We start from the raw sequence: 22,240 nt of genomic DNA on the forward strand, positions 1-22,240 counted from the left end.
GAGCGTCATGGGGACTGTCGGCAGCGAGCGTCTACCCGCGCGCCTTGTGCGCGACCTTCCCGCGTAGGCCTCCGCCTTCCAGGCGCGCGGGGCCCGGGTACGCGCCGCACTGCCACACCACGTCGCTGCGGGGGAAGCCTGCGATGGGCTGCATGCTGCCGGGACAGTCTCCGGCGGGCAGTGCGTGCAGGGGTCCGTGGAGCTCGTTGCGGAGGTCGGCGATGCGGCGTCGCGCGTTGAGCCGGGCGACGACCAGCAGCACGGCGGCGATGCCGAACCAGATGATCCAACCCCTGGTGCCGAACCAGCGCGCGGCGCCGTCGCTGAGCCAAACGTAGCGGCGGAGGATGAGGGCGGCGACCCACCCGAGGGCGACGCTGTTGCCCACGGGGAGCTTCTGCATGCGGTGCATCACGCCAGCCAGCTCCGCGCGCTCGAGCGCGTCGAGGGGGCGCTGCAAGTCGTCCGCGGCGCGCAGCGGGGCGGTCTCGGTGATGGTGCCGCGCACGGCCTGTTGCGAGGCGGCGTCGTCCACGGCCAGCACCACACCAGAGTCGGGGTCGACCAGGAGGGTGTGTCGGCCCTCGTCGTTGATGAGCTTGCGCTTGCGCAGACGCTTCGTGATGGTGTCGTCGAAGCCCAGGGGGGCGCGCCCCGTGAAGCGCTCGACGGTGTTGCCGGCCCGCACGCCGCGGTAGCGCCAGGCAATCTCTCCGTACTTGATGAGCGCGGTGGCGGCCAGGATGGGGCCGGCGAAGACCGCGAGGAAGCACAGCAGCTTGAACGCCTCCACGTCCAACCCGAACCCGACCACGCCGAGCACGACGGGGAGCGCGAGGCTCCCACCCACCCCGAGCACCAAGCGGCCCAGGGAGAAGCGGCGCGTGGTGATGAGCGCCTCTGCGATAGGCGTGGACAGCTCGGTGCTGCCTTCGGACTGGAGTGCGCCGAACCATCGCGTGGGCTGGTCTCGTTTGCCGTTCATCGGGGCTCCTCTCCTGCTGGCGCCACGCGGCGCGCCGCGACTGTACTTCGGTTCGTGTCCGGTGTCAGACGCGACCTGATCCCCGACCGCTCCGTCCGGTCTAGACGCACGGCAGAATTGACACGCGCATATTTTACATTCATTTACTTAGTGAGTGAATCAAGGCGCGGACATCGAGCTGTTCCAGGCCGTCGAAGGCCACCTGGCGGCGGCGCCCCCCGTTCAGGGTGTTGCCCTGCACGAAGGCCCGCGCGGCACGCGCGTGCGCATTGCGCTCGACGACGGCGAGAAGGAACTCCAAGTCGTCACCCTGCGCGGGCGCGCTGCAGGGGACTTGGCCGCGCGCTTGGCTCCAGACACGCTGCTCGTGGCGCCCCGGGTCACCAAGGCCATGGCCGCGGCCGTCGCCGACGCGGGCGCGAGCTATGTCGACCAGGCTGGGAACATGACGCTGCGGCTCCCGCCGACGTACGTGCACATTGAAGGGAAGCGGCTGCCCACGAAGGCCGCGGGGGCCATGCGAGCGCCGGGCCTACGGGTGCTCCTCGCGTGGCTGCTGGACGAGACCCTCGTCGGGGGCACGCTCCACGCCACATGCGACGCGGCCGACGTAAGCGTGACGGCCGCGCGCGACATGCGGAAGCGGCTCGACGAGCTTGGCTACGTGGCGGGCGCTGGCAAGGGCCGCGTGTGGACACCGCATGGGCGCCGCCGCGCACGCCAGATGTGGCTGGAGGGCTATCGCATGGTGCTGCGGCCCCAGCTGGACCTGGGTGGGTTCCATGTCGCGGACGCGGACGCCAACATGACCAAGGCAGAGAGCATCCTGACCGAGGCGTGGCAGACCTCGCACCAACGCGCACACACGACGCGCTGGACGTGGTCTGGCGTCGACGCGCTCGCGCGCACCCCCCAGCACCATGAGCTCGTCGATGGCGTGCCGCTGCTGCGTCTCGCGGTGGTTCCGGGAGTGGACGTCGAGCGTGAGCTGCCGCTGCAGCGTTCGGCGATCTACAACGTGCGCGTCCTGCGGCTCCCCATTGCGTTGGCCGCAGAGCACGCAGGCCTCCCCGGCTGGCCTCGGGACGTCCCGCACCCGCTGATGGTGTGGACCGAGCTGATGTGCGACTCGAATCCACGAGTGCGAGAGGCTGCCGAGGCGCTCGAGACCTCGTTGCCTGACGGTTGGCATTGATGGGTCGGATTTCGTCGCATTCGGGCGTAGTCTGAACCTGCGATGGAGGTAGCTCGGAATGCAGCCAACACGTACTCGTAGAGAATTCCATCGCGCCCTACGGCGCTGGATACCGATCGGGCTCGTCGCGGCCGCGCTCGGTTGCGGAGGCGGGTCCGAGCCAGTTCCGGACGGCGGGCAGGACGCGGGACGCTGGGAGACCTGCTGCATCGACAACCGCTATTCCCAGTGCTGGTGCTACTCGGAGAACTGCGATGGACCGTTCATTGCGAACTGCGGGCCGGGTGTCTGCGCGAACTACTTTCCGAGCCTCCCAATGAGCGACCCTTGCGATGGCGTGGAGTAGGCGCGTCGAGAGCGCACCGTGCGGCCCGCGCCCCTGACGCGCCCCGCGCTCAGCACCGCAGCACGTCCCCCTCGGCGGGCACGGCCACGCTCGGGAACTGCCGCTCCCGCAGCTCGTGCTCGAGGGCGCGCAGGCCGGTGAGCTCGCCGTGGACCAGGGCCACCTGCCGGAGCTGGCCGCGGGTGCGCACCTTCTCCGCGAAGGCCAGGAGGTCGCGCTGGTCGGCGTGGGCGCTGAAGCCCTCCAGCACCTCCACGCGGCAGGAGCGCTGCCACTCCACGCCCAGGATGCGCACGCGCGGGCGGCGCTCGACCAGGCGGCGGCCGAGGGTGTGCTGCGCCATGAAGCCCACGATGACCACCACGCTGTTGGGGTCTTCCACGATGGCCTTCAGGTGGTGCACCACGCGGCCGAACTCGCACATGCCGCTGGCCGCGATGATGATGCAGGGCTCGCGGTTGGCGTCGATGTCCATCGACTCGCGCACGGACTCGACGTAACGCAGCCCCGGGAAGTTGAAGGGGGAGCCGTCGTTGGCGAGCATCTGCGCCGTCTCGTCGTCGTAGCAGCCCGGGTGGCGACGGAACACGTCGGTCACCTTCAGCGCCAGCGGCGAGTCCAGGTAGACGGGGACCTCGGGCAGGCGCCCGGCGTCCAGCAGGCGCCGCAGCGTGTAGAGGATCTCCTGCGCGCGCTCGAGCGCGAACGAGGGGATCACCACCTTGCCCCGCCGCGCCACCGTCTCCTCCACGATGCGGGCCAGGTCGTCCTCCATGGCCTTGCGGGGCGGGTGCAGCCGGTCGCCGTAGGTGGACTCCATCAGCAGCACGTTGGCGCCGTGCGGCAGCTCCGGGTCGCGCAGGATGGGCATGGCGTGGCGCCCGAGGTCGCCGGTGAAGACGACGCGCTTCATGTCGCCCTCGTCGTCGATGTCGAGCACCACGATGGCGCTGCCCAGCACGTGACCTGCGTCGAAGAAGGTCAACGTCACGCCCGGGAGGATCTGCCGCGGCTCGTGGTAGGGCGTGGCCACCATCTGCTTCATCACGCCGTCCACGTGCGCCTGCTCGTAGAGCGGCTCCACTGGGTCCATCGACGTGGTGCCGCGCGCCACCTTGCCGTTGATCCACTCGGCGTCGTGCTTCTGGATGGCGGCCGCGTCCTCCAGCATGGCGCTGCACAGGTCGGTCGTGGCCTCGGTGGCGTAGATGGCGCCGCGATAGCCCGCCTTGTAGAGCACGGGCAGCGCGCCGGAGTGATCGATGTGCGCGTGCGAGAGCACGGCCACGTCCACCTCGCGCGGGTCGACGCGCAGGTTGCGGTTGCGCTCCACCGACTCCTTGCGGCGCCCCTGGAACAGCCCGCAGTCCAACAGGACGTTGCCCTGCGGCGTGTGGACCAAGTGCATGGAGCCCGTGACCCCCTGCGCCGCACCCAGGAACTCGATCTCGATCATGGCGGGGCATAGCGCAGGGGGCGCGCCCAGCAACGCGCGGCAGGAGGCTCGGCCGAGCGCCTCGGTACGACGACGTCCCGGCACGCACGAACGCGCATGCAGGACGACACGCGCGCGGTCGCGTGGCGAGCGGCTGCGCGTCAGTCCCGGCCGGACTCGTCGCGGCGCCGCGCGTGCTCCATGAGCACGTACGACGTGGGCAGCTTGAGCTCGTCGTCGACGTTGGCGTCGCTGGGCCCGAACTCGAAGCGCCCGTGGGTCCAGTCCAGCACGTGGAACAGGCGCTCCACGCCAGCCAGGCCCACGTCCGTGGAGAGGTCCACCCGGTGGACGGCGCCCGCCTGGATGTGCAGCGTGGCGATGTGCGGCTCGGAGATGACCAGTAGCGCCCCCGTCCGGCGCTCGGCCTCGATGAAAGAGAGGACGCTGGGCAGCGACACCAGGCTGAGGTCCCCGCTGAGCGCGCCGCGGTCGGCCGAGCTGCTGGGGCGGTGCTTGCTGCGGAGGAGCACGCGGCCGATGCGCGCGGCGAGCTCCTCGTCGTCGAAGGGCTTGCCGAGGTAGTCGTCCACGCCCAGCTGGTAGCCGCGCAGGCGCTCCGGCTCGCCCGTGAGCGTGGTGAGGAAGATGACGGGGGTGCGCGCCAGGGTGGGGCGCGAGCGCACGATGCGCAGGAACTGCCAGCCGTCCATCATGGGCATCTGCACGTCGGAGAGCACGATGTCCGCGGGCTCCTTCATGAGCAGGCCGATGGCCTCGAGCCCGTTCTTGGCGGTGCGCACGCGGTGACCGAGGTTGCGCGCCAGGCTAGCGGCGCGCTCCAGATACATGGGCGAGTCGTCCACGACCAGGACGTCCGCGGTGATGGGCATGTCCGAAGGCTGCGGGTCCAGGCCACGCACCAGCTGCTCGGCGATGCGACGACCCACCTCGTGGTCGGCGTGCAGGAACTCCATGCCCATGCCCGGGTTGCTCTTCCGGGCCTCGGCGGCTTCCACGTCCAGCACGTACGCGACGCGCGCCAGGACGCTCGCGGGCGGCTTGTCGTCAGGCAGTTCGACGTTCAGGCGCACGATGGACCCGATGGGCAGGAAGCGCTTGGTTGCGATGAACAGGCCACCCCGGCTGATGTTGCGGGTGTACGACTCCACCATGTCGTCGATGGAGCGGAAGCGCACCAGGTAGCTGGCCTCGACGCGCGGCTCGGTCCTGCGGCCGGAGGCGTCTGCGGCTTGCGGTGTGAGTTGGGGGGAGCCTTCGTCGCTGGACACGTGCTGAGTGTACGATCAGACCGGCGCGGCGGTAGCGCCGGAGGGTGGTTTGGTGGTGCTGCCTGCGACATGTGGGCGCAGGAACGCGCTTGCGTGAAGGCGGCACGAGCACCCGAGAACGCGGCACCATGGCGTCGTGGCCGATTGCCTCACGAGCTCACCCGCCAGTCTCGTCGGCCGTGGGCGTGGGAGAGCTGCGCTGTGCGTCGTACAGCTTGAACTTCAACGTCAGCAGGTAGGTGACTCCGCAGGCGAGGATGGCGGGCGGGCCGAAGGATTTTCCGAACACCTCCAGCACCAGCGCGATCGCGGCGAGGGGCACGCCGATGACGGCGACGAGCGAGCTGCCGAGGCCCACCACCGCGAACAGGGCCGGGTCCAGCTGGGTCCAGCCCGTGAGGTTGGCCAGGTGCGCGACCAGCGCGCCGGACACGCCACCCAGGTACATGGACGGCACCAGCAGGCCCGCGCTGCCGCTGCCCGCCATGGTGAGGCCGGTGGTGATGGTCTTGCCGACCAGGACGAGCAGCAGCATCCACCAGGTGGCCAGCACCGCGTCGCCCGCGAGGATGCCGCTGAGCGTGCGCTCGCCCATGCCCAGCACGTGCGCGGGGCTGAGGTCCGCCGCGTAGGAGAGGGCCAGCGCCACGATCCCCGTCCCGAGCGCGCTGACGACCGCGTGCCACCCCGACCGGACGCGCGCGGCGAAGAACTTCTCGATGGCGACCATGGCCTTACCGAAGCCGAAGGCGACCGGTACCGAGACGGTGACCGCCACCAGCGCCGCCGCGCCCAGCTCGGCGATGGAGTACACCTCGGAGTGCGCGGGGCCGACGAAGAGCGGCTCGTAGCCGCCGCTGAGCCAGCCGTTCAGCCAGAAGGCGATCACGCCCGCCCACAGGCAGTAGGCGAGCTTGCGGTAGATGATGCGGTCTCCGTAGGCCACCTCGGTCGCGAACAGGGCCGCCGTGAAGGGCGCGCCGAGCAGCGTGGACACCGCCGCCGCGATGCCCGCCAGCTGATACGTACGCAGCTCGTGCTCGCTGCGCACCGCCAGCACACGCGCGAAGCCCGCGCTGACGGCCTCGCCCATCATCACGACGGGGGCCTCGAGCCCGCCCGACGCGCCGCTGCCGATGGTGAGCAACGTCGTGACGAACTTGCGCGCGGCGAGCGCGAAGGCGGGGCGCTCGTAGCGCGGCTGGGGGTCGTCGCCCTCGTGGTCGTAGGTGACGTGGTAGTTGGACAGCGCCGTGCCCATGCCGTCGCCGAAGGCCGACTGCCACACCGCGCGTTGCGCCAAGAGCCCGCGCACGATCCCGGAGCCCGTGAGCGAGAGCAGCAGGATGGCGGCGGCCTCCCAGGTCTTGGGGGTGACGGCCTCCAGCACCACGTGCAGCGCGAAGTGCACCGCGAGGCGCAGCAGCGTGCAGGCGCCCCACACCAGGATGGTGAGCATCGCCACCAGGAGCACGATGCGGACGATGGAGTCCCAGGAGTCGTGGAGCGCGCGTGCCTCGTCGTCGAGGCTCTCGAAGTGCTTGCCTGCCATGGATGTGGGTCGGGGCGCCGAACGGGGTCCCCGCGCTGGCCGTGAAGGTGAACGCCGAGGCGGCATCGCGCCAGCGCTCGGTCACTGGCGTCGCGTCCGGGTCTTGGGCACACCGGGTCGGAAGACGTCGCGGTGCGGCGTGTACGGGGGGCCGCGCAACGGAACGTGTCAGGTCTTCGCAGGGTGCGTCGCGGCGGGTACCATCGCCCGGCCCCCGAGGGCCGTCTTCCGCGCCCCGTGCACGGACCACGCGCCCCGTCACCCCGAGAGTCACGCATGATCTTCACGCCAGAGCACGATGAGCTTCGCCGCACCGTCCGCACCTTCGTCGAACAGGAGCTGAACCCGCACGTCCGCGAGTGGGAGGACGCAGGGCGCTTCCCCATTCACGAGGTGTTCGCGAAGATGGGCGAGCTGGGCCTGCTGGGGGTGACCAAGCCCACCGCGTACGGCGGGATGGGGCTCGACTACTCGTACGGCATGGTCATGGCCGAGGAGATGGGGCGCGTCACCTGCGGCGGTGTGCCGCTGGCCGTGGGCGTGCAGACCGACATGGCCACCCCGGCCCTCGCGCGCTTCGGCAGCGACGAGCTGCGCAAGGAGTACCTGGCGCCGGCCATCGCGGGCCAGATGGTGGCGGCCATCGCGGTGAGCGAGCCGCAGGCGGGCAGCGACGTGGCGGGCGTCGCGACCACCGCCACCAAGGATGGCGACGACTACGTCATCAACGGCACCAAGATGTGGATCACCAACGCGCCCAGCGCGGACTGGTTCTGCCTGTTGGCCAACACGTCGGAGGGCAAGCCCCACGTGAACAAGTCGCTCATCGTCGTGCCCAAGGACGCGGGCGGCATCACCGTGGACAAGCCCCTCAAGAAGCTGGGCATGCACGCCTCGGAGACGGCGCAGGTGTTCTTCGACAACGTGCGCGTGCCGCAGCGCAACCGCATTGGTCAGGAGGGCGCGGGCTTCACCATGCAGATGCTGCAGTTCCAGGAGGAGCGCTTGTTCGCGGCGGCCAACAGCATCCGCTCCATGGAGCGCGTCATCGACGAGACGGCGGCCTACGCGCGGGAGCGCAAGGTGTTCGGGCGCCCGCTGCTGGACAACCAGTCCGTGCACTTCCGGCTGGCGGAGCTGAAGTGCGAGGTGGAGTGCCTGCGCGCGCTCACGTACCGCGCGTGCGAGATGTACATCAACGGCAAGGACGTGCTGCAGCTGGCGTCCATGGCGAAGCTGAAGGTGGGGCGCCTGACGCGCGAGGTGGCCGACGCGTGCCTGCAGTACTGGGGCGGCAACGGCTTCATGTGGGAGAACCCCGCCGGGCAGCTGTACCGCGACGGACGGCTGGGTTCCATCGGCGGCGGCGCAGACGAGATCATGCTGAACATCATCTGCAAGACCATGGGCACGCTGCCAGGACGCTGAGCGTGGGCGTGCGCGCGGCGGATGGGCAGAGGTAGCGGTGGCGACGCGCGTGCGCGTGGGCGAGTGGTCAGTCGAGGTCGACGGCGAGCGGCTCACGTGGACGCGGGGTGACGAGGCGCTCGTGCAGTCGCGGACCGAGCTGCGCGCGTTGGGTCCGCCCGCGGCTATCACGCTCCGGGCGAGCTATCGCACGGGGCTCGAGCAGCTCATGCGCGTAGTGTTCGCGGGGACGGAGGCCGAGCACGAGGCGGTGGGCTCCGTGTTTCCGCGCCTCGCGCAGCTGACCAGCGCGCGGGCGGGCGAGGCCATCGAGCGGTTGCTCGCGCGGGTGAGCGGCGCGCAAGGGCCCGTGAAGGAGGCGCGCGAGCTGCTGGAGGTGGGCCTCGGCGGCGGGAGCATGCCGGTGCACGACCGCACCATCGACGCGCTCGAGGCAGCAGTGACCACGCCGGAGCTGGCTGCAGCCTTCGCGCCGTTCGTGACGAAGGCGTTCGACCGGGGGTGGCCGCGGCGCGCCGCCGAGGCGGTGTCCCGAGCTCTCGGTGTGCAGCCCGTCTTGGCCGACGTCGTCGCGGAGGGCATGGCGCAGCGAGGGCTCGACGCTCACGTGGCGCGCGCCTTGTGGATGCGCGCACGGCGTGAAGGTGGCGACGCGGCGGACGCGCGTGCGCTGGACGATGCCGCGGCGGCTGCGCACGAGCTGACTGCGCACGAGGTGGGGTTCTTCCTGTCATGCGCGGCGCGTCATGTCGCAGCGGCCGCGTCCTGCGCGCTCCCTGCCTATCGGGGGCCTGGCGACGGTCAGCCGGATCTCGGCGGCCGGGAGGGGGGCCCCATCCACGTGTACACCGCGCGTTGGACCTGCCCTACGCGTGCGGAGGAGCCACAGGGCGTGCCCCCGGAACCGAGCCCCTGCCGCGTGTGTGCAGCGCCCACGACGGAGACCGTCTACTACCGCAACGACAGCGGCACCGGCTGGCGCAGCGAGATCCACGACATGCGCTGCGCCACGTGCGACGCGTTCGTCACGCACGAAGTCGACGACTGAGCCCTTCCGTCCGCGGCGGTCCGCTCCGCCGCGCCTCAGTCCTCCATCAACGCGTCCGCCAGCGACAGGATCCATCCGTCGAAGGCGCCGTTCGAGAGCAACACCACGCTTCTCTGGCGGGCGCGGTCGAAGCGCACGACGTTCCGAAAGCCCGCCAAGCCCCCGTTGTGCCCGACGACGTCTTCGCCGCCTTGGCCCAGGAAGAAGCCGTACCCGTACCCGTGACCCTGATGCGACGTCAGGGCACGCTCCCACATGGCCGCCGACAGAATCTCGCCACGTCCCACCGCGATCAGCCAGCGACCCAGGTCGTCCGCGCTCGCGAAGACCCCGCCGTCGCCATACGTGCGCAGCGTGTAGGGGAGGGCGGTTCCGTCGGGCGCATAGGACACGGCGAAGGCGTCGGGCTCACGCGTCGGTGTCTGCACGTAGCTGTGCGTCATCCCGAGGGGCGTGAAGATCTCGTCCGTGAGGAAGGTGGCGAAGTCCTCCCCGGATGCGCGCTCGACCAGCGTCGCCGCCAGCGCGTACCCCGAGTTGCTGTACTGATGCCTGGAACCCGGCGTGAACAGCAGCGGGCGCTCCGCGACGAGGTGCAGCACGTCGGCGTTGGTCATCCCCGAGGTGCCTCCGCGCGTGATCGCGAAGTAGTCCTCGATGCCCGACTGATGCGTCAGCAGGTGGTGCACGGTCACCTCGCCCCAGAGCACACCTGCCTCGGGGAACCAGCGGTCCAGCGTGTCCTCGAGCTGGAGCCGTCCTCGCTCGACCAACAGGAGGACGGCCATGGCCGTGAACGGCTTCGACACGGACGCCAGATAGAACGGCGTGCTCGGGGTCGCTGGCAGGTGCTCGGCTTGGTTCACCTCGCCGTGGCTGGTGCGCAGCACCACGTCACCGTCGTCCACGACCACGAGGGCGATGCCCGCCGCCGGGGGCGGGACGTGGGCCGACACGCAGCTGAGTGCGTTGTCTTCGATCGAGAGCGTGTCTTGGAACGCAGGGCACGACGGTGCGCCAGCGCAGGATGCGGTTCCGACGAAACACGCGGCGAGCATCACGCTGAGCAGGAGTCGCGCCGGACCCCGCGTGTGCGATGGACGGATGCGTGCGTGCGGCGGGTCGAGCATGACGGAGGCGCAGCGTGCCACATGCGAGATGCGCTCGTGCAGCGGGCGGATCGGGGCCACACGCGAGGTGCGCTCGTGCAGCGGGCGGATCGGGGCCCCACGCGAGATGCGCTCGTGAAGCGGGCGGATCGCGCTCGGCACTTCGCGTTGTCTCGCCGAATGTCCCGAGCGCCCGGCTCGCGCTACGCTGGCGTCCCCCACGACCACCACCATGAGCAACACTCCAGAACACGTCTTCGCGCTGCTCGAGCCGCTCGCTGCCCGCTTCGGGCGCGATGAGCTGGACGCGATGTGGCGCGTCATCGACGCCTTCCGTGCATTGGACCCAGCGCTCCCCGCCCAGCAGCAAGCCGCGCAGGCCCGCGCCCAGGAGCTACAGGACTACGCGGACCAGTCGAACGAGTGCCCACCCGGGTTCCCGCGTGACGACCCTGGCCCGTGGCACTGGGCGTGTCTCGCGTCGCTCACCAAGGCGGCCGCAATGGCCCCGAGCGACCCAGTCCTTGCGGTGCATTTCGCCCGCTGCGCCGAGCGCGAAGCGGCCCACATCCGTTGATGCAGCGCCTCCCGCGCTTGACCCTCCGGCGCCTGCGGGACATAAAGAGGACTAATCCGGTCTTCATTGTCCCCATGCTCCGTATTTCCAAACTCACCGACTACGGCATCGTCATCGCCACGCACCTCGCGTCGTGCGGTGAGCCGCATCCGGTGAGCGACCTCAGCGCCGAGACGCAGATCCCGGCCCCGACCGTGGCCAAGGTGCTCAAGGCGCTGGCCAAGGCCGAGGTGGTGGTCAGCCAGCGCGGCGCGCGCGGCGGCTACCAGCTGGCGCGGCGTCCGGAGGAGATCAGCGTGGTGCACGTCATCGAGGCCCTCGAGGGGCCCATCGCGGTGACGGAGTGCGTGGACGACGAGACCGTCTGCTCCCACGAGGCGCGCTGCAGCGTGCGCGCCAACTGGCAGCGCATCAACGACGCGGTATACGCCGCGCTCGAGAACATCCGCTTGTCCGACATGGCCGAGCCCGGCGGCGAGCGCCTCGTGCAGCTCGTGCGCAGCGCGGGCGAGGCCAACCGCGCACGGATGAGCGTCTGAGCGCAGGCTCGAGCCCGGGAGCCCACCCGGCAGGCATGGTGAAGAGATGGCCGAAGCAACCCAAGAGATCGATCAAGTCCTCAAGAAGTCCTACGGCGCAGGGTTCGTCACGGACATCGAGCAGGACATCATCGCGCCCGGCTTGGACGAGAACACCGTGCGCTTCATCTCGGCCAAGAAAGAGGAGCCCGAGTGGCTGCTGGAGTGGCGCCTGAGCGCGCTGCGCGCCTGGCAGAAGATGAAGGAGCCCACCTGGGCCAACGTCGACTACCCCAGCATCGACTACCAGAGCATCTCGTACTTCGCGGCGCCCAAGCGCCCCGAGGACGCGCCGCAGAGTCTGGACGAGGTGGACCCCAAGCTGCTCGAGACCTACGAGAAGCTGGGCATCCCGCTGCACGAGCGCGCCATCCTGGCGGGTGTGGCCGTGGACGCCGTGTTCGACAGCGTCTCCGTGCACACCAGCTTCCGCGGCAAGTTGGCCGAGGAGGGCATCATCTTCATGAGCTTCTCCGAGGCCGTGAAGGAGCACCCCGAGCTGGTGCGCAAGTACCTCGGCACGGTGGTGCCCGTGCGCGACAATTACTTCGCCGCGCTCAACAGCGCGGTCTTCAGCGATGGGTCGTTCGTGTACATCCCCAAGGGCGTGCGCTGCCCGATGGAGCTGAGCACCTACTTCCGCATCAACGCCGCCAACACGGGGCAGTTCGAGCGCACGCTCATCATCGCCGACGAGGGCGCGCACGTGAGCTACCTCGAGGGGTGCACCGCCCCGCAGCGTGACGAGAACCAGCTGCACGCGGCCATCGTCGAGCTGGTCGCGCACCAGGACGCGGAGATCAAGTACAGCACCGTCCAGAACTGGTACCCCGGCGACGAGGACGGCAAGGGCGGCATCTACAACTTCGTCACCAAGCGTGGCCTGTGCGAAGGCGCGCGCAGCAAGATCAGCTGGACGCAGGTGGAGACGGGCTCGGCCATCACCTGGAAGTACCCGAGCTGCGTGCTCAAGGGCGACGACTCCGTGGGCGAGTTCTACTCGGTGGCGCTCAGCAACCACCGGCAGCAGGCCGACACGGGCACCAAGATGATCCACCTGGGCAAGCGCACGCGCAGCACCATCGTGAGCAAGGGCATCAGCGCGGGCCACGGGCGTCAGACCTACCGCGGCGGCGTCACCATCGCCCGCAGCGCGGAGGGCGCGCGCAACTACACGCAGTGCGACTCGCTGCTCATCGGCGGGCACTGCCAGGCGCACACCGTCCCCTACGTGGACGTGAAGAACCCCACCGCCAAGGTGGAGCACGAGGCGACCACCTCGCGCATCGGCGAAGACCAGCTCTTCTACTGCCAGCAGCGCGGGCTGAGCGAGGAAGACGCGGTCAGCCTCATCGTCAACGGCTTCGCCAAGGAAGTCCTCAAGGAGCTGCCCATGGAGTTCGCCGTGGAAGCCCAGAAACTGCTCGGCGTCAGCCTCGAAGGCGCCATCGGCTGAGCAGAGCCAGCGGAGAGACACGCATGTTGAAGATCACGGACTTGCACGCCGAGGTGGGCGGGACGCCCATCCTCAAGGGGCTCAGCCTCGAGATTCCGTCCGGCGAGGTGCACGCCATCATGGGCCCCAACGGCGCGGGCAAGAGCACGCTCAGCTACGTGCTCTCGGGGCGCGAGGGCTACGAGGTCACGGGCGGCAGCGTCACGCTGGACGGCGTGGACCTGCTCGCCCTGGGTGTGGAAGAGCGCGCCGCGGCCGGGGTGTTCCTGGCCTTCCAGTATCCGGTGTCCATCCCGGGGGTGAGCAACCTCTACTTCATGCGCGCAGCGCTCAACGGCGTGCGCAAGCAGCGCGGTGAGGCGGAGCTGGACGCGCCCAGCTTCATGCGCCTGGCGCGCGAGAAGGCCAAGCTGGTGGAGCTGAGCCCCGAGCTGCTCAAGCGCTCGGTCAACGACGGCTTCAGCGGCGGCGAGAAGAAGCGCAACGAGATCTTCCAGATGGCGCTGCTCGAGCCGAAGCTGGCCATCCTGGACGAGACCGACTCGGGCCTGGACATCGACGCGCTGCGCGTGGTGTCGGGGGGCGTCAACGCGCTGCGTGACCCGTCGCGCTCCATGCTGGTCATCACGCACTACCAGCGCCTGCTGGACTACATCGTGCCCGACCGCGTGCACGTGCTGGTGGACGGCAAGATCGCGGAGAGCGGCGACGCCGAGCTGGCCAAGCAGCTGGAGCGCGACGGCTACGCCGAGCACCGGAGCGGCGCGGCATGAGCGAGGTGCGTGTCAGCCAAGCGAGCGTGAGCGCGGCGCCCCACGACGGCGAGGAGGGTATCGCTCTCTTGCGGCCCCAGCCCGGGAGCCGCGTTTCGCCCGCGACCGAGGCGCCGGAGGTGGCCGCCATGCGCCGCGCGGCCGAGCGGGCCCTCGCGCAGTGGGGGTTGCCAGGTCGCAAGGACGAGGCCTGGCGCTTCACGCCCGTGCGTTCTGCGCTGGAGCTTTCGCCGAGCGAGCCAGCCGACGTGTGGGACCTGGAGCGCGCTGGCGCGGAGGTGCGCGCGCGCTTCGCGGCAGACGCGGTGGTGCTCCCCGTGGTCGACGGCCTGCCGCTGGTGACTGCTGTGGAGGGGCTCCCCGCGGGCGTGCAGCTGATGGGCCTGGACGACGCGCTGGCCGGGAGCGTGGCGCCCGAGCCCGTGGCGCTCACCCAGGAGCGGCACTTTCGCGCGCTGAACACGGCGCGCTTCGAGCGCGGCGGGCTGCTGCGCGTCGAGGGCGAGCAGGAGCACCCCATCCACGTGCTGTACGTGAGCACCGGGGCCACCGTGTCCCACGCGCGCTTGCACGTGGAGCTGGTGCGCGGCGCGCGGGCCAGCGTCATCGAGCACTTCGTCTCGGCCAAGCGCACGGACGAAGCCGCGAAGACGCTGCTCAACGCGGTGACCGACGTGCGCGTCGGCGCGAACGCGGAGCTGGAGCACGTGCGCGTGCATCGCAGCGCCCAGCAGCTGGTGGGCGACGTGGCCGTCGAGGTGGGCGCCGATGCCCGCTATCACTCGCGCGTCGTCACGCTGGGCGGCCCGCTGATGCGGCTGAGCCTGCACGTGGCGTTCGTGGGCAAGGGCGGCAGCGCCACGCTGGACGGGGCCTACCACGTGGCCGGCCGCGATTTGGTGGACCACCACACCCGGGTCGAGCACCGCGCGCCGCACTGCACCAGCCACCAGGACTACCGCGGCGTGGTGGACGAGAAGGGCACCTCCGTGTTCGACGGCATCGCGTGGGTGCACGAGGCGGCGCTGGTGAGCGAGGCGCACCAGCAGAACCGCAACCTGCTGCTGACGGACACCGCCGTCGCGCACACCAAGCCGCACCTCGAGATCGACACGGACTCGGTCGTGGCCAGTCACGGCGCCACGGTGGGCACGCTCGACGAGGACCAGGTGTTCTACCTGCGCTCACGTGGGCTGCGCGACAGCCAGGCGCGCGCGCTGCTCACCTTCGCGTTCGTGCGCGAGCTGCTGGCGCGCATCTCCGACGAGGGGACGCGCCACAAAGTGGAAGAAGAGATGGCGGCCCGTCTGCCGGATGGGCAGGGGCTGCTGGAGCTCTTCGGGGAGGTCGAATGAGCGACGTAGTCTCGCGCAAGGAGAGCCGCCGGGTGACGGCCCCAGCCACGGTGGTCTTCGACGTGGCGCGCGCCCGGGCCGACTTCCCGGCGCTCGACCAACGCATCGGCAAGCACCCGCTGGTCTACCTGGACAACGCGGCCACGGCACTGAAGCCGCAGAGCGTGATCGACGCGGTCGCGAGCGTGTACGGGCAGGACTGCGCCAACATCCACCGCGGGGTGCACACCCTCTCGCAGCGCGCCACGCAGCGCTACGAGGACGCGCGCGACAAGGCGCGGCGCTTCCTGAACGCGCCGAGCATCGAGGAGACCATCTTCGTGCGTGGCACCACCGAGGGCATCAACCTGGTGGCGCAGTGCTATGCGCGCCCACGGCTGCGCGAGGGCGACGAGATCCTCATCACCGAGCTCGAGCACCACAGCAACATCGTGCCGTGGCAGCTCGTCACGAAGGTCACGGGCGCCAAGCTGGTGGTCGCGCCCGTGAACGACGCCGGCGAGGTCACCGAGGAGGCCTTCGCCAGCAAGCTCTCGCCGCGCACCAAGGTGGTGAGCTTCGCGCACGTGAGCAACGCCCTCGGCACCATCCTGCCCGCCAAGCGGCTGGTGCAGCTGGCCAAGGAGGTCGGCGCGGTCGTCTGCATCGACGGCGCGCAGGCGGCGCCGCACGCGCCCGTGGACGTCCAGAAGCTGGGCTGCGACTTCTACGCCTTCAGCGGGCACAAGGTCTACGGCCCCACGGGCGTGGGCGTGCTCTTCGGGCGGCGCGAGCTGCTCGAGGCGATGGTCCCCTATCAGGGCGGCGGCGACATGATCGACCGCGTGACCTTCGCCGAGACCACGTGGAACGCGCTGCCCTACAAGTTCGAGGCGGGCACGCCCCACATCGCGGGGGGCATCGGCCTGGGCGCGGCCATCGACTACCTCACGGCGCTGGACCCGGACGCGCTGGCCGCGCACGAGCGCGACGTGCTCGCCTACGGCACGGCCAAGCTGCACGACGTGCCGGGCCTGCGCCTGGTGGGCACGGCCGCGGCCAAGGTCGGCGTGCTCTCGTTCCTCATGAACGGAGCGCACCCGAGCGACGTGGGCACCGTGCTCGATCAGCTGGGGGTGGCCGTGCGCACCGGCCACCACTGCACGCAACCCCTGATGGACCGCTTCGGCATCCCGGCCACGGCGCGCGCGTCGATGGCGCTGTACACCACGCGCGAGGACATCGACGCGCTGGTCGCGGGGCTGCACGTGGTGCGGGAGATGTTCTCATGAGCGACAAAGACGCCGACATCGAGGCCCTCAAGGTCAACAAGATCCCCCCGCCGGCCAAGGCGCACGACCAGGCCAGCCGGGTGTTCCTGCCCACGTTCCTGCCGCCCATGCCCGCCACATCCGAGGCGGACATCAGCGAGGCCTACGGGGGCTCGGGGGTCAAGCCCGAGACCCCGATCGACACCGCGGCGGTGCGCGAGGCCATCATCGAGACGCTGAAGACCGTCTACGACCCCGAGATCCCGGTCAACATCTACGAGCTGGGGCTCATCTACGGCGTCAAGGTGGAGCCCGACGGCGAGGTCGAGATCGAGATGACCCTCACCGCGCCGGCGTGCCCCGTGGCCGGCATGTTGGTCAAAGAGGTGGCCGACAAGAGCGGCGACGTGGAGGGCGTGGCCACTTCCCACGTGACGCTGGTGTGGGATCCGCCCTGGACCAAGGAGCGCATGAGCGAGGACGCCCTGCTCGAGCTGGGCATGCTCTGACCGCCGCCGTGGCATCCTAGCCGCGCCCGCTATGCGCAACCGCTGGTTCCACGCCCCCACGCTGCACACGCCCTCGCACGGCAGCGAGAAGAAGGTCTCCTGGCTGGAGCTCTTCTACGACCTCATCTTCGTCGCCGCCATCATCCAGCTGGGCAACGTCCTCGCGGATCACGTCGGGGCGGGGGGCTTCGCCATCTTTGCGGCGCTGTTCGTGCCGCTGTGGGTGGCCTGGGCGGGCTTCACCTTCTTCATGAACCGTTTCGAGCTGGACGACTTCGCGCACCGCGTGACGGCGTTCGCGGCCATGTTCTCGGTGGGCGGCATGGCCATCTTCGCGCCACGGGTCATGGAGGGCGAGTTCCGTGGCTTCGCGCTGTCGTACGCGACCACGCAGGCGACGGTGGCGCTCATGCACCTGCGCTCGCACGCGCAGGAGCCCAGCTCGCGCGACTACAGCCGCTACTGGGGCGGTGTGTTCGCCATCGGCGCCGTGCTGTGGGGCGTGTCCGTGTTGTTCCCGGCCCCGTACGCCTACGGGCTGTGGGCGCTGGGTGTGGTGATCATCCTCTCGGCGCCCATGAGCCGAGCCTCACGCGCGCTGCAGGAGCGCTTCCCCATCGACAACGAGCACCTGTCCGAGCGCTTCGGGCTGCTCACCATCATCGTGCTGGGCGAGTCCTTCGTGAAGGTGCTGTCCGACCTCGCCAGCGCCGGCGCGAGCACGCAGCAGGTGGGGCAGGCCAGCGCCGTGCTGCTCATCACCTGCTGCCTCTGGTGGATCTACTTCGACGACATCGGCGGCTCGCGGGTGCGCCAAGCGCCAGGGGCGTGGCTGCTGTGGTTCCTCGGGCACCTGCCCGTCACGCTGGGCATCACGGCCGTGGGCGTGGCGCTGAAGAAGGCGGTGCACTTCCACCTCTCGGAGCCGCCGAACCCCAAGTACGCGTGGCTGCTGGCAGGGTCCCTCGCGCTGACGCTGTTCTCGGTCGCCATCGTGGACTCGGTCACGGAGCGGCGGCAGTCTGAGCTGAGCGACCGTTGGCGGGTGAACGCGCGCGTCGCCTCGGGCGCGCTCGTCCTGGTGCTCGCGCCCGCCGCCGTCGGGATGAACGCGTGGGTCTTCCTGGTGGGGCTCGGGGCCGTATGCGTCGGGCAGGTGCTGTTCGACATGGCCGCGTCTCCGTTGCAGGCGGCGCCAGAGACGCACGCCACGCACACGCTGGCGGACGAGGTTCGCCGCAGCCAAGCCGAGGGTTCGCGGCTGCCTGCCGTGACGGGCAGCGCCGACGCCCCCGTGCGCAAGGGCGCGCCCTCCGAGCTGCGCAACGACCTCTACGTGTTCCTGGTGGACGGGTCGTGGACGCGGCTGTTTCTCACGTTCACGTTCGTGTACCTGGTGGCCAACGTCTTCTTCGCGGCGCTGTACGTGTCGGTTCCCGCCTCTCTCGCGGGCCCGGCCCCGGTCGACTTCGCCCACGCGTTCTTCTTCAGCGTCCAGACCATGACCACCATCGGCTACGGCGCGTGGACCCCCGACTCGCCCTTCGCCGACTGGGTGGTGACCCTCGAAGCCGCCGTGGGCGTGCTGGGCACCGCGCTCGCGACGGGGCTCGTGTTCGCCAAGGTCTCGCGGCCCCAGGCCAGCGCGCTCTTCACCAGCACCCTCACCGTTCACCCGCGTGACGGCGTGCCCACGCTGCACCTACGGCTGGGCAACGCGCGCGGCAACGACGTGGTGGACGCCAACATCTCGCTCACCGTGGTGCGCGACGAGATCACGCGCGAGGGCGAGCACATGCGGCGCCTCACCGACCTCGCGCTCGTCCGCTCCAACACGCCGCTGTTCCGGCTCACCTGGACGGTCATGCACGTCATCGATGAGCAGAGCCCGCTCTTCGGCGTGGACCTCGAGGCCGAGGCGGACAGCCTGTTGTTCATCGCCGTCGTGCGAGGACACGACGGGACGTACGCCCAGACGACGCACGCGCGGCACCTCTACCGCGGCGCGGACGTCCGCGTGGGACAGCGCTTCGTGGACGTGGTCTCGCGCTTGCCCGACGGGCGCATGATGGTGGACTACGAGCGCTTTCACGACCTCGAGCCGTTCCTGGAACCCGGCGAGCCGGGCTGAGGTCGGGGCGGCAGCAGACCGCTCAAGTCGACTTCTGCCTCGAGGAGATCGGCGATGGCGTCGTAGTGCGCGAGACGCGTGAGCGCCTCGGGAGCGCCGCGGGGTGGCGCCACTCCACGTCGTCGCCACAGGGCGTCCACGAGCGCAGCGCGTACGGGCTCGGCGTCGAGGAGCCCGTGGACGTAGGTGCCGGCGACGAGACCGTTCACCGCGCCCTCGGGGCGACGCGCGATGCTCAGCAGGGGTTCTCCGCCGTGAGTTCGACCCTGGTGGATCTCGTACCCTGCGACGGCCAGGCCGGGTGGGAAGAGCCACGAGCCGCGCGTGACGCCCCGCACGTCGCGGGTGCGCTTGATCTCGCCGAAGCGCGTGCTCACGGGCAAGAGGCCGAGTCCGCGTCGCGTCCCCGTGCTGCCTCCGTGTCCGTGCTCGTCCACCAGCTCGTCACCCAACAGCTGGTAGCCACCGCACAGGCCCAGCACTGGAATCTGTCGCCGCACCGCAGCGTGAAGCGCACCGCTCACGCCACTCGTCTGGACGAAGTCGAGCGCGGCGAAGGTGTCCTTGGCACCAGGGACGATGACCAGGTCGGGGTTGCCCAGCTGCTCGGCGCGCGTGACATAGCGCACCGCCACCCCGGGCATGACCGCCAGCTGTTGGACGTCCGTGAAGTTCGCGATGGTCGGGACGCGCACCACCGCGATGTCGAGCGCGCTCGGCCGAACGTGGTCCGCGTCCACCAGCCCCTGGCTGTCCTCGTCGTCCACGAGGATGTCCGCGCGGTACGGGACCACACCACGGACCGGGACGTGCGTGCGCGCGGTGAAGGGCGCGAACGCCGGGGCGAGCAGCGACGCGTCGCCCCGGAAACGGTTGATCACGAAGCCTGCGACGCGCGCGGCCTCGTCTGGGGCGAGCAGCGCCATCGTGCCCAGCAGACTGGCGAACACGCCACCGCGGTCGATGTCTCCCACCAGCAGCACGTTGGCCCGGGTGTGCAGCGCGACGGCCATGTTGACGATGTCGGTGTCACGCAGGTTGAACTCCGCGGGCGACCCAGCCCCCTCGATCACCACCACGTCGTTCGCGGCGGCCAAGCGCGCGTAGGCGCTGCTCACGACGTTCCACCAGCGCGCGTGCTGCGCGCGATAGGCGGCTGCCGAGAGGTGACCGACCGAGCGTCCGAGCAGCACCACCTGAGCGCGCTGGTCTCCCGTGGGCTTCAGCAACACGGGGTTCATGTCCACGTGCGGGCGCAGCCCGGCGGCCTCGGCCTGCGTGGCTTGGGCGCGACCGATCTCGGCCTCGTCCCCCCCGCCCTCCGCGGGCGCGGCGTTGTTGGACATGTTCTGCGCCTTGAAGGGCGCCACGCGATAGCCGCGCCGAGCGAGCAGCCGACAGAGGCCCGTCGCGATGAAGGACTTCCCGACCCCTGACCCGGTGCCCATGACCATCAGCGCCTGCTGCGGCGCGGCGTCGCGTGCCGGCTTCATGGCGCGAGAAGGTAGGCGTGACGCGGGGGCAAGCCACGCGGCATGGTGAGCGCGACGGTGCCGCCCTCGGACGCGCCGTCTCCGGTGAGCGTGAAGCGGCGGAGCCCCGTGGCGGCGTCGGGCACCAGCAGCAGGTCACTCATGGGGTCGAACGCGAGCGTGCCCAGCATGTACTGGCCCGCGGTCTCGGCCAGCTGCGTCTGCTCGCCCGTAGAGATGACCACGCGGTACAGCACGTCGTTCGTGCCGGCCGTGCGGTTGCCGTACGCGACCGCGACGAACTCGTCGTCGGACAGCGCGACGTGGCCGTACACGGACGCCCCCGCGCCTTCATCCGCAGCGACCTCCCAGCGCGCTTCTTCGACGAGCTCGTGCGCGTCGCTCATGTGCACCACGACCACGCCGGCCGTGGCGCGCACCTCGGCCTCGTCATACGTGGGGGAGTGCCCGATGCACGCGACCATGGCGCGCGTCGCGTCGCCCGGGACCGGCACGAGGGTGCCGCAGTTGCGCAGCCCCGAGAGCGCGAGCGAGGTGACGCTCAGGTCGCTCGGGTCCACGACCACCAGGACGCCTTCGCTGGACGCACGGAAGTTGCTGCTGAGGAGGCCCAGGCCGATCACCATCCGGCCACCCATCGCCAGCATGCGCGAGGGGCGCGGGTGCACGTCCGTGTCGTCCACCACCTGCGTGAAGCTCGTCAGGTCCACGCGCCGCCCGGTGCGCTGCATGGTGCTCGGGTCGATCTCGATCAGGTCGGATCCCCGCTCCGTGGCGGGAGCGGCCTCGTCCAGGTTGGCTCCGAAGCGGCTCACCCACCCGCTGGTCGCGCTCAGCTCGAGGTAGTCCTGAGGGTTGCTGGAGAAGCCCGTGGTGACGGCGCGCTCGTGCGTGCGCAGCTGGCCGACGATCTCGCCGCCCGGGATGGCGATGTTCGTCAGCACGTCCACGCGGAAGCGGTCGAGCACCATGATGTGCCCCGCCGTGAACGTGGTCGGCAGCGTGACGTCGCTCCCGAGCGCGGCCACCAAGCCCGACAGCGCGTCGCCCGACGTGAACCACTCGGCGTCGATGGCCTCGGCCTGAGCGTTCAACATGGAGATGGCGGCGCTGCTGCGGTCGCTGTTCACCACCACGAAGCGTGGCGTGGCGGGCAGCGGCGAGAGCGACGCCGAGAAGGCACGCACCACCACGAACACTCCGAGCGTGCTGGTGCTGAACGTCGCCCGACCGTTCTCGAACACGGGGTCGCGCACCAAGCGCCACGGGCCCTCGAGGCCGGGCGCGGCGAAGACGAACAGGTCGGCGTCGTCGCCGGAGTAGGGCAGCACGATGGTGACGGGGCTCTCCAGCTCGGCGTCGGCGGGAGCGACGAGGTAGGGCGCGCCGGTGAACTGCTCGTTGGGGCCTAGCGCGGCCACGTCGCGCTGGGAGATGCGCCCCAGCGTGAGCTCGGTGTCCGTGGTCAGCGCGTCCTCGGGAAAGGTGACGTGCGCGTCGCCGGCGCTGAGCTCGCCTCCGGCGGGTCCGAGGGTGAGTGTCTGGGCCGGGTCGTCCGACCCACATGCCAAAGCGAGGAGGGTGACGAGCGCCACCAAGGAGCGCGTCGAGAGTGCGGGGAGTGCCTGTTTCATGCCGGTTCCTTGCGAAGGGGTCCCGTGCGGAGAAACGGCGAGAGAGGCAGCACCGAGCGGCGCGTGCCCTCGTTGCTGTATCCCGCAGCGGAGG

At 70.3% G+C, this 22,240-nt stretch carries 18 protein-coding genes; 11 read left to right on the forward strand and 7 right to left on the reverse strand.

Annotated elements, in window-relative coordinates; genetic code table 11:
* Positions 1-31: 31 nt before the first annotated feature.
* Positions 32-985, reverse strand: coding sequence for a hypothetical protein (locus tag H6726_12540; GenBank protein ID MCB9658468.1), 954 nt, complete (start codon positions 983-985; stop codon positions 32-34).
* 154 nt (positions 986-1,139) lie between these two features.
* On the opposite strand from H6726_12540, the gene H6726_12545 reads away from it, so the two are divergent.
* Positions 1,140-2,180 carry a hypothetical protein gene (locus tag H6726_12545; GenBank protein MCB9658469.1) on the forward strand — a complete coding sequence of 347 codons (1,041 nt, stop codon included), beginning with the start codon at positions 1,140-1,142 and terminating at the stop codon, positions 2,178-2,180.
* A gap of 395 nt (positions 2,181-2,575) precedes the next feature.
* On the opposite strand, the gene H6726_12550 is transcribed toward H6726_12545, so the two are convergent.
* The 3 genes from H6726_12550 to H6726_12560 form a co-directional block, all read right to left on the reverse strand.
* Positions 2,576-3,982, reverse strand: a complete 1,407-nt coding sequence (locus H6726_12550; protein MCB9658470.1) for an MBL fold metallo-hydrolase — start codon at positions 3,980-3,982, stop codon at positions 2,576-2,578.
* A 140-nt stretch (positions 3,983-4,122) separates the two neighbouring features.
* A complete protein-coding gene (locus tag H6726_12555; protein ID MCB9658471.1) occupies positions 4,123-5,253 on the reverse strand; it encodes a response regulator in 1,131 nt (376 codons plus the stop codon).
* A 157-nt stretch (positions 5,254-5,410) separates the two neighbouring features.
* The gene (locus H6726_12560) at positions 5,411-6,805 is read right to left on the reverse strand and encodes a chloride channel protein (protein ID MCB9658472.1); all 1,395 of its coding nucleotides are present in this window, start codon (positions 6,803-6,805) and stop codon (positions 5,411-5,413) included.
* 276 nt (positions 6,806-7,081) lie between these two features.
* Between H6726_12560 and H6726_12565 the strand changes: the two genes are divergently transcribed.
* Together H6726_12565 and H6726_12570 are read left to right on the forward strand one after the other, a co-directional pair.
* Entirely contained in the window at positions 7,082-8,233 is a 1,152-nt protein-coding gene (locus H6726_12565) for an acyl-CoA dehydrogenase family protein (GenBank protein ID MCB9658473.1), read from the forward strand.
* Positions 8,234-8,270: 37 nt separating this feature from the next.
* Positions 8,271-9,281, forward strand: a complete 1,011-nt coding sequence (locus tag H6726_12570; GenBank protein ID MCB9658474.1) for a hypothetical protein — start codon at positions 8,271-8,273, stop codon at positions 9,279-9,281.
* A gap of 35 nt (positions 9,282-9,316) precedes the next feature.
* On the opposite strand, the gene H6726_12575 is transcribed toward H6726_12570, so the two are convergent.
* Entirely contained in the window at positions 9,317-10,411 is a 1,095-nt protein-coding gene (locus H6726_12575; GenBank protein MCB9658475.1) for a beta-lactamase family protein, read from the reverse strand.
* Between the two features lie 211 nt (positions 10,412-10,622).
* On the opposite strand from H6726_12575, the gene H6726_12580 reads away from it, so the two are divergent.
* From H6726_12580 to H6726_12615, 8 genes are all read left to right on the forward strand, one after another.
* Positions 10,623-10,967: a hypothetical protein gene (locus tag H6726_12580; GenBank protein MCB9658476.1), complete on the forward strand. Its 345-nt coding sequence runs from the start codon at positions 10,623-10,625 to the stop codon at positions 10,965-10,967.
* A 74-nt stretch (positions 10,968-11,041) separates the two neighbouring features.
* Entirely contained in the window at positions 11,042-11,506 is a 465-nt protein-coding gene (locus H6726_12585) for an SUF system Fe-S cluster assembly regulator (protein MCB9658477.1), read from the forward strand.
* A 46-nt stretch (positions 11,507-11,552) separates the two neighbouring features.
* Positions 11,553-13,001: a Fe-S cluster assembly protein SufB gene (gene sufB, locus H6726_12590; GenBank protein MCB9658478.1), complete on the forward strand. Its 1,449-nt coding sequence runs from the start codon at positions 11,553-11,555 to the stop codon at positions 12,999-13,001.
* Between the two features lie 23 nt (positions 13,002-13,024).
* Complete coding sequence (gene sufC, locus H6726_12595; protein ID MCB9658479.1) at positions 13,025-13,774, forward strand: Fe-S cluster assembly ATPase SufC; 750 nt, start codon at positions 13,025-13,027, stop codon at positions 13,772-13,774.
* Positions 13,771-15,129: a Fe-S cluster assembly protein SufD gene (sufD, locus tag H6726_12600; GenBank protein ID MCB9658480.1), complete on the forward strand. Its 1,359-nt coding sequence runs from the start codon at positions 13,771-13,773 to the stop codon at positions 15,127-15,129. The genes sufC and sufD overlap by 4 nt, the downstream gene beginning before the upstream one ends.
* The gene (locus H6726_12605; protein ID MCB9658481.1) at positions 15,126-16,400 is read left to right on the forward strand and encodes a cysteine desulfurase; all 1,275 of its coding nucleotides are present in this window, start codon (positions 15,126-15,128) and stop codon (positions 16,398-16,400) included. Before sufD ends, H6726_12605 begins: the two co-directional genes overlap by 4 nt.
* A 107-nt stretch (positions 16,401-16,507) precedes the next feature.
* A complete protein-coding gene (locus tag H6726_12610; protein ID MCB9658482.1) occupies positions 16,508-16,888 on the forward strand; it encodes a DUF59 domain-containing protein in 381 nt (126 codons plus the stop codon).
* A 31-nt stretch (positions 16,889-16,919) separates the two neighbouring features.
* Positions 16,920-19,019 (forward strand): low temperature requirement protein A, encoded by a 2,100-nt coding sequence (locus H6726_12615; protein ID MCB9658483.1) that lies wholly within the window; start codon positions 16,920-16,922, stop codon positions 19,017-19,019.
* Here the strand turns inward: H6726_12615 and H6726_12620 are convergent.
* Together H6726_12620 and H6726_12625 are read right to left on the reverse strand one after the other, a co-directional pair.
* A complete protein-coding gene (locus tag H6726_12620) occupies positions 18,977-20,512 on the reverse strand; it encodes a cobyric acid synthase (protein ID MCB9658484.1) in 1,536 nt (511 codons plus the stop codon). The two genes, H6726_12615 and H6726_12620, sit on opposite strands and share 43 nt — an antisense overlap.
* The gene (locus tag H6726_12625) at positions 20,509-22,146 is read right to left on the reverse strand and encodes a hypothetical protein (GenBank protein ID MCB9658485.1); all 1,638 of its coding nucleotides are present in this window, start codon (positions 22,144-22,146) and stop codon (positions 20,509-20,511) included. Before H6726_12625 ends, H6726_12620 begins: the two co-directional genes overlap by 4 nt.
* Positions 22,147-22,240: the final 94 nt, after the last annotated feature.

It is taken from the genome of Sandaracinaceae bacterium (assembly GCA_020633055.1).
GTDB lineage: Bacteria > Myxococcota_A > Polyangia > Polyangiales > Houyiibacteriaceae > JADJJE01.